Consider the following 6697-nt stretch of genomic DNA (forward strand, 5'->3'; position numbering starts at 1 on the left):
CGTAACAGAAGTTGGAAAAATCACAAAGCATTTCATTGATTGTGGCGGAACCGTGAGAAACGAGGAGGTAGTAAACTTTCAACTTTGGAATGCCAATGACTATGACCATAGATTGCATCCGGAAAAATTAGTAAGCATCATTGAACTATCCGAACGCGTTTTAGGAATTGAAGATTTGGAAATCGAAGTGGAATATCAAGGCGATACGATTGGGAAATTCGGACTTGATTTTGACGGTAAAAACTTTTTGTTGACTAATAAACAAACCGATTGTTTGGCGAAAGATAAATGCGGCATACCAAGTGAAAAACCAAAAGTTAAATTATCTGAATTTAATAATGGATCTTCTTGTACACCAGGCAGTGGCTGTTGCTAAAATAATAATTTAACATTAAGAAAATGTCAATAACAAAATCAACAATGTTTTCAGAAATTGAACAAGTAATCAAGGCCTTAAATCCTCAAACAATTTCAACTGAACGTAAGGCAATTTTACAACCACTAACGGAATTTATACAGTCTAAAGTTTCAAATCAGCAAGATATCAGAATCAACTTCATCTGTACTCACAATTCACGAAGAAGTCATTTATCACAGGTTTGGGCACAAACTTTAGCTTATCATTTCAATATCAAAAATGTATTCTGTTATTCAGGTGGAACAGAAAGTACGGCACTTTTTCCAATCGTTGCAGAAACTTTGCAAAATTCAGGTTTTCAGATTAAAACTATTTCAAAAAACGAGAACTCAATTTACAGTATTAAATATGCGTACAACCAGCATCCAATAATCGGATTTTCAAAAAGATTGAATGATGATTTTAACCCGAAATCTGAATTTGCTGCAATTATGACTTGCGATTCAGCAAACGAAGCCTGTCCATTTGTTAGCGGAGCAGAAAAACGAATTCCTATAACTTTTGAAGACCCAAAAGCATTTGACAATACACCACAACAGGCAGAAAAGTATAATGAAAGAAGTCTGCAAATTGCAACAGAACTGTTTTACGTTTTCTCTCAGATAAAAGCTTCTTAACTATTTTCAAAACGACTAATATAAAATAGATATAATTATGGAATACCAAATTAGGGCATCATCAATTTCAAATAAAGACGCTGCTATTCAAATAAAGCAAAATGACATAGCTTTTGGAACAACTTCAAAATCTGCTGAAACTTTACCTAATCCTGCCGAGCTTTTTTTAGGAGCTTTTGCTTCGTGTATGCTAAAAAATGTCGAGCGATTTTCTGCTATGATGAAGTTTACTTATTCAAAAGCCACAGTAAATGTGTCAGCTAAACGAATGGAAAAACCTTTGAAAATGGATAACATAGATTACAGACTAACTATTTACAGTTCTGATGAAAATTTAAATATCCCATTACTAAAAAAGAATATCGAAAAATTTGGCACAATCTACAATACCGTAAAGTTATCGTGCAATATAAACGGCGTAATTGAGCAGCAAAAAGACATTTTAAATAATTGAACACAAGAAATATATGAAAAAAATAAGTTTTCTCAATAATTATTTAACGCTATGGATATTCATTGCTATGCTTGTAGGCGTAGGAATCGGATATTTCATCCCATCTTTTCCAAGCATTATTGATTCAATGAGCCGAGGTACCACTAACATTCCCATAGCCATAGGATTAATCTTAATGATGTATCCACCTTTGGCTAAAGTGAATTATGCTCTTTTGCCAAAAGTTTTTAGAAACACTAAAATTCTTTCCATTTCACTTTTTTTAAACTGGATAATTGCCCCTGTTTTAATGTTTGTTTTGGCAATTACTTTTTTACGTGATTATCCAGAATATATGGTAGGCGTTATTTTAATCGGATTGGCTCGCTGTATCGCAATGGTTTTAGTTTGGAACGACCTTGCTGAAGGAGATAGCGAATATGGAGCAGGTTTGGTCGCTTTAAATAGTATTTTCCAAGTTTTTGCCTATAGTTTCTATGCTTGGATTTTTATAACGGTGCTTCCACCATATTTCGGATTTGAAGGAGCTATTGTCGATATCTCAATTGGTACGGTGGCAGAAAGTGTAGCAATCTATTTGGGACTACCCTTTTTAATGGGAATTTTAAGTAGAGTGATTTTGGTAAGGTTAAAAGGAGATAAGTGGTACACAGAAAAGTTTATACCTGCCATTTCACCAATAACGCTAATTGCGTTATTATTTACCATTGTCATTATGTTCTCGCTCAAAGGAGAGTTAATTGTTGAAATTCCAATGGACGTTTTAATTATTGCAGTTCCTTTAATTTTGTATTTTAGTTTAATGTTTGTCATCAGTTTTTTCTTTACTAAAGCACTGGGAGCTTCCTATAAGGAAAATGCAGCCGTCTCATTTACGGCAGCAGGAAATAACTTTGAATTGGCGATTGCTGTTGCTATAGCAGTATTTGGACTAAATTCCGGACAGGCTTTTGCGGGTGTAGTTGGACCATTAGTTGAAGTTCCAGTTCTTATCTTTTTAGTTCGAGTTTCATTTTGGTTAAAGAAAAAATATTATCCCAATGAAAGTATAAGATGTCATAATAAATAGAAAGAAAGCCAGTGGGTAACATTGTATAAGCGTAATGCGGGATTTATTGCTAAATTGAACATTTCGCCACGTAATAAAAATTCGTATAAAATGAAAGTATCATCTTCGAAAACCCGCACTACGCTTATACTTGACCGTTGTGCATAATGCAAAAAATCGTTCTAAAATTCAACATTTGAACTAAAAAAGCCAACCGCACAAACAGCACATTTATTTTTTTTGCCAACGCGAAATGCCAACGCTAAAAAAATAAAAGAGCTGTTTTTCGCCAACGCTCGAAAAAAATGATACATTAGGAAAATGCAAACCGAAGAAGAAATCCTAAAAATAAAAAAAGTAAAAAACACCGCAGTCAGAACTGTGGTTTTACGTCATCTTTTGAGCCAAGAAAAAGCACAATCGTTGAAAGATATTGAAAACGCATTGGCATATACGGACAGAAGTTCGATTTTCAGAACGCTGAAAACATTTGAGGAAAACAAAGTCATCCACAGCATTGAAGATGGTTCTGGAATGACCAAATATGCGGTTTGTGCCAAAGGCTGTAACTGCGACCCAAAGGATTTGCACTATCATTTTTATTGCACAAACTGCGATAAAACATTCTGCCTTTTTGATGTTCCTATTCCCAAAATTCAACTTCCCGAAAACTTCAAGTTACAACAGGCAAATATGGTCGTAAAAGGTCTATGCGACAACTGTAACAAGTAATCTTTGCAATCGAGTTGCAGTAAATCCTAAATACATTTGCATTATTCTTTTAAACCAGAATAAGCAGATGAAAAACATATTTTTAAACACATTATTTCTATTCGTATCAATTATATCGTTCGCACAGACGAGCGATATTTCCATTTCTGTTAGCGATGCAGAAACCAACGAACCATTATTGGGTGCTACGGTCTATTTTGAAGAATTAGAAAAAGGAGCAGTAACAGATTTTTACGGAATTGCCACATTTACAGAAATCCCAAATGGAAACCACATTATAAAAATTTCATTCATAGGCTTTAAAACCATAGAAACTACTATTGATGTTGGAACAAAAAAGGAGTTCGCTTTCAAGCTCGAATCGGGAGGAAATGAACTTGACGAAGTTGTCATACAATCTTCAAGAAGTACACGGACAGTAAGAAAAATACCGACGAGAATAGAATTTATCGGAGCGGAGGAATTAAGCGAAAAAGCAGTAATGAACCCAACGAATATTTCAATGGTACTTCGGGAAAGTACAGGCATACAGATGCAACAAACTTCGTTAAGTAGCGGAAATACCAACATTAGAATTCAAGGTCTCGATGGACGCTATACACAACTTTTGAGAGATGGATTTCCACTTTATGGCGGTTTTTCCAGCGGTTTGAGTATTTTACAAATTCCGCCATTGGACTTAAAACAATTTGAAATAATAAAAGGAAGTTCATCAACGCTTTATGGTGGTGGAGCGATTGCAGGTTTGATAAATATGGTTTCCAAAACACCAGACGAAGAACCTGCTTTGGATATTATGTTGACACAAACCCAAGCTCTGGGAAGTACAGCAAATGTATTTTACAGCAAACGGAATGAAAAATTTGGTGTTTCACTTTATGGTTCAGGTCATTATCAAAAAGCGTATGACCCAGAAGATGATGACTTTAGTAACTTGCCAAAAACAACTTCGATTTCATTCAACCCAAAGTTCTTTTATTATCCATCGGAAAAAACAACATTTTGGTTTGGCTTAAACGGAACGTATGACGACAGAATTGGTGGCGACATCACAAAAATTGAAAGTGGCGAAAATGGCGTCCATCAATATACCGAAGAAAACGTATCGAAAAGATTGAGCAGTCAAGCGGTTTACGAAACTCAAATAGATTCCGTCAGTTCATTAACTATCAAAAATAGTATCTCGTTCTTCGACAGAGAACTGACCATTCCCGATTTTACATTTGACGGTAAACAAACCAATACATTCACGGAATTAAACTATCAAAAGTCAGCCAATAAAACTGATTGGATTTTTGGTGCAAACCTATATACTTCTGATTTTGATGAAAATGATAATGCAACTTTGCAACGCGACCAAACGGATATAACTTATGGAGCATTTGTAAATAACATTTATGACATTTCGGATAATTGGATTTTGGAAACAGGATTCAGAACAGATTACAATACCGATTTTGGCTTTTTCCCGCTTCCACGAGTTTCATTGCTATACAAAAACGATAGCGGATTTTCCAGCAGAATTGGTGGTGGTTTAGGTTACAAAATTCCAGATATTTTTACAGAAGAGGCGGAATTTATCAATTTTGAAAATGTACTTGGTATTGATAAATCTTCACTAAATGCGGAACGTTCTTACGGTGTAAATCTTGACTTCAACTATCAAACACGGTTATTTGAAACCATTGGTTTTTCTATTAATCAACTGTTTTATGTAACTGCGATTAATGATGCATTACTGTTAAATTCAACTGATAATGGATTTTTCCAATTTGAGAATGCAACAGATGAAATTTTGAGCAAAGGTGCTGAAACAAACATCAAGTTTACCTATAAAGATTTTCGTTGGTTCTTGAATTATGCACTCATTGACACAAAATTGAATTATTTGGCTGGAAATCCACAAAAACCGCTAACTGCAAAACACAACGCAGGAAGTGTTTTGATGTACGAATCTGAAAAATGGCGAATCGGTTATGAAACGTTTTACACAGGAAAACAATTTTTGTCCAATGGAACTGAAACAACCGACTTCATAACAATGGGTTTTGTGGCAATGCGAAATTTTAAATGGGGAACAACGTTTGTGAATTTTGAAAACTTTACGGACAGAAGACAAAGCAGGTTCTCGCCTTTAGTTTTGCCACCACACGACAATCCAGAATTCCCCGAAATTTATGCACCAACAGACGGTTTTATATTTAGCGTTGGAGTAATAATCAAACCTTTTGGAAACGAAGATGACGACTAAAATGAACAAAACGATATTTAAAATCAATCAAATGGATTGTCCTTCCGAGGAAAATCTTATACGAATGAAATTGGACGGAATTCAAGAAATCAAAAATCTTGATTTTGACATTCCAAACCGAAATCTGACCGTTTTTCACAACGGACAGGCAGACCAAATCGAAAATTCGATAATCGAATTAAAATTAGGCGGAAAGAAAATTTCGACCGAAGAAACCAACGAAAAAGATTTTGAAGAAAACACCAACCAAAAAAAGCTACTTTGGATTGTATTGGCAATAAATTTTGTCTTCTTCATTATCGAAATGACAACAGGACTCATCTCGAAATCAATGGGATTGGTTGCCGACAGTTTAGATATGCTTGCGGACAGTTTCGTGTACGGGATTAGCTTGTTTGCTGTTGGCGGAACGTTGATTAAGAAAAAACGGATTGCAAAAATTGCTGGCTATTTTCAGATAACCCTCGCGATTATCGGATTTGTTGAAGTGTTGAGAAGATTTTTTGGAGCCGAGAAACTTCCCGATTTTTCAACGATGATTATCGTGTCGATTTTAGCACTTATCGCAAACGGAATTTGTCTTTACATTTTACAAAAGTCAAAGAGCAAAGAAGAGGCACATATGAAAGCAAGTATGATTTTTACTTCCAATGACGTGATTATCAATTTGGGAGTAATAATCGCAGGAATTTTAGTGAATTGGCTAAATTCCAACAAACCTGATTTAGTTGTTGGAACAATCGTTTTTATAGTGGTAATACAAGGTGCATTTCGGATTTTGAAATTAAGCAAGTAAACAGAATTGCCAACGCTGAAAGCCATACACATTTACAGTCGCTCAAGCCATCGCACCACCAAAACTGTAAAAGAGTATGTCTTGCCAACGCTCACATTTGAACTAAATAGCAAACATCGGAAAACCAAGCTGAACGTAAAAAGCACTATGCACAATCGAGTAGACGGGTGACGACCTACCGGTCGCCACTGCGCCTCTCACACCACCGTACGTACGGGTCTCGTATACGGCGGTTCGCAAAAAGATGGGTTGAGTTTTTGTAACCTGTCCTTGTTCTCTGGGGCTATGGCTCGCACCATTCCTTCAAAGATTAAGAACCTCTTTACGTTCTGTCCTTCCTTGCTTGTGAGACCTCTACCTTTTTGGTGATAGCTCGTTGCC

General features: G+C 35.7%; 8 protein-coding genes. 7 read left to right on the plus strand and 1 reads right to left on the minus strand.

Features of this window, described 5'->3' with window-relative positions; genetic code table 11:
- The 7 genes from G6N06_RS19390 to G6N06_RS19420 form a co-directional block, all read left to right on the plus strand.
- On the plus strand, positions 1-376 hold a 376-nt coding region (locus G6N06_RS19390; protein WP_163518357.1), incomplete at its 5' end, for a DUF6428 family protein.
- A 23-nt stretch (positions 377-399) separates the two neighbouring features.
- Positions 400-1035, plus strand: a complete 636-nt coding sequence (locus tag G6N06_RS19395) for a low molecular weight phosphatase family protein (RefSeq protein WP_163518358.1) — start codon at positions 400-402, stop codon at positions 1033-1035.
- Positions 1036-1072: 37 nt separating this feature from the next.
- Positions 1073-1489, plus strand: coding sequence for an OsmC family protein (locus tag G6N06_RS19400; RefSeq protein WP_163518359.1), 417 nt, complete (start codon positions 1073-1075; stop codon positions 1487-1489).
- Positions 1490-1502: 13 nt separating this feature from the next.
- Positions 1503-2558, plus strand: coding sequence for an ACR3 family arsenite efflux transporter (arsB, locus tag G6N06_RS19405; RefSeq protein ID WP_163518360.1), 1056 nt, complete (start codon positions 1503-1505; stop codon positions 2556-2558).
- A 300-nt stretch (positions 2559-2858) separates the two neighbouring features.
- Positions 2859-3269: a Fur family transcriptional regulator gene (locus G6N06_RS19410; protein WP_034647249.1), complete on the plus strand. Its 411-nt coding sequence runs from the start codon at positions 2859-2861 to the stop codon at positions 3267-3269.
- Positions 3270-3336: 67 nt separating this feature from the next.
- A complete protein-coding gene (locus G6N06_RS19415; RefSeq protein ID WP_163518361.1) occupies positions 3337-5520 on the plus strand; it encodes a TonB-dependent receptor in 2184 nt (727 codons plus the stop codon).
- Between the two features lies 1 nt (position 5521).
- On the plus strand, positions 5522-6316 hold the full coding sequence (locus G6N06_RS19420; protein WP_163518362.1) for a cation efflux transmembrane domain-containing protein: 795 nt from the start codon (positions 5522-5524) through the stop codon (positions 6314-6316).
- Between the two features lie 197 nt (positions 6317-6513).
- Here G6N06_RS19420 and G6N06_RS19770 read toward each other — a convergent pair.
- Positions 6514-6697, minus strand: a 184-nt coding sequence (locus G6N06_RS19770; RefSeq protein WP_205334812.1) for a hypothetical protein, incomplete at its 5' end; no start/stop codon positions are given.

It is taken from the genome of Gelidibacter japonicus (assembly GCF_010725055.1).
GTDB lineage: Bacteria > Bacteroidota > Bacteroidia > Flavobacteriales > Flavobacteriaceae > Gelidibacter > Gelidibacter japonicus.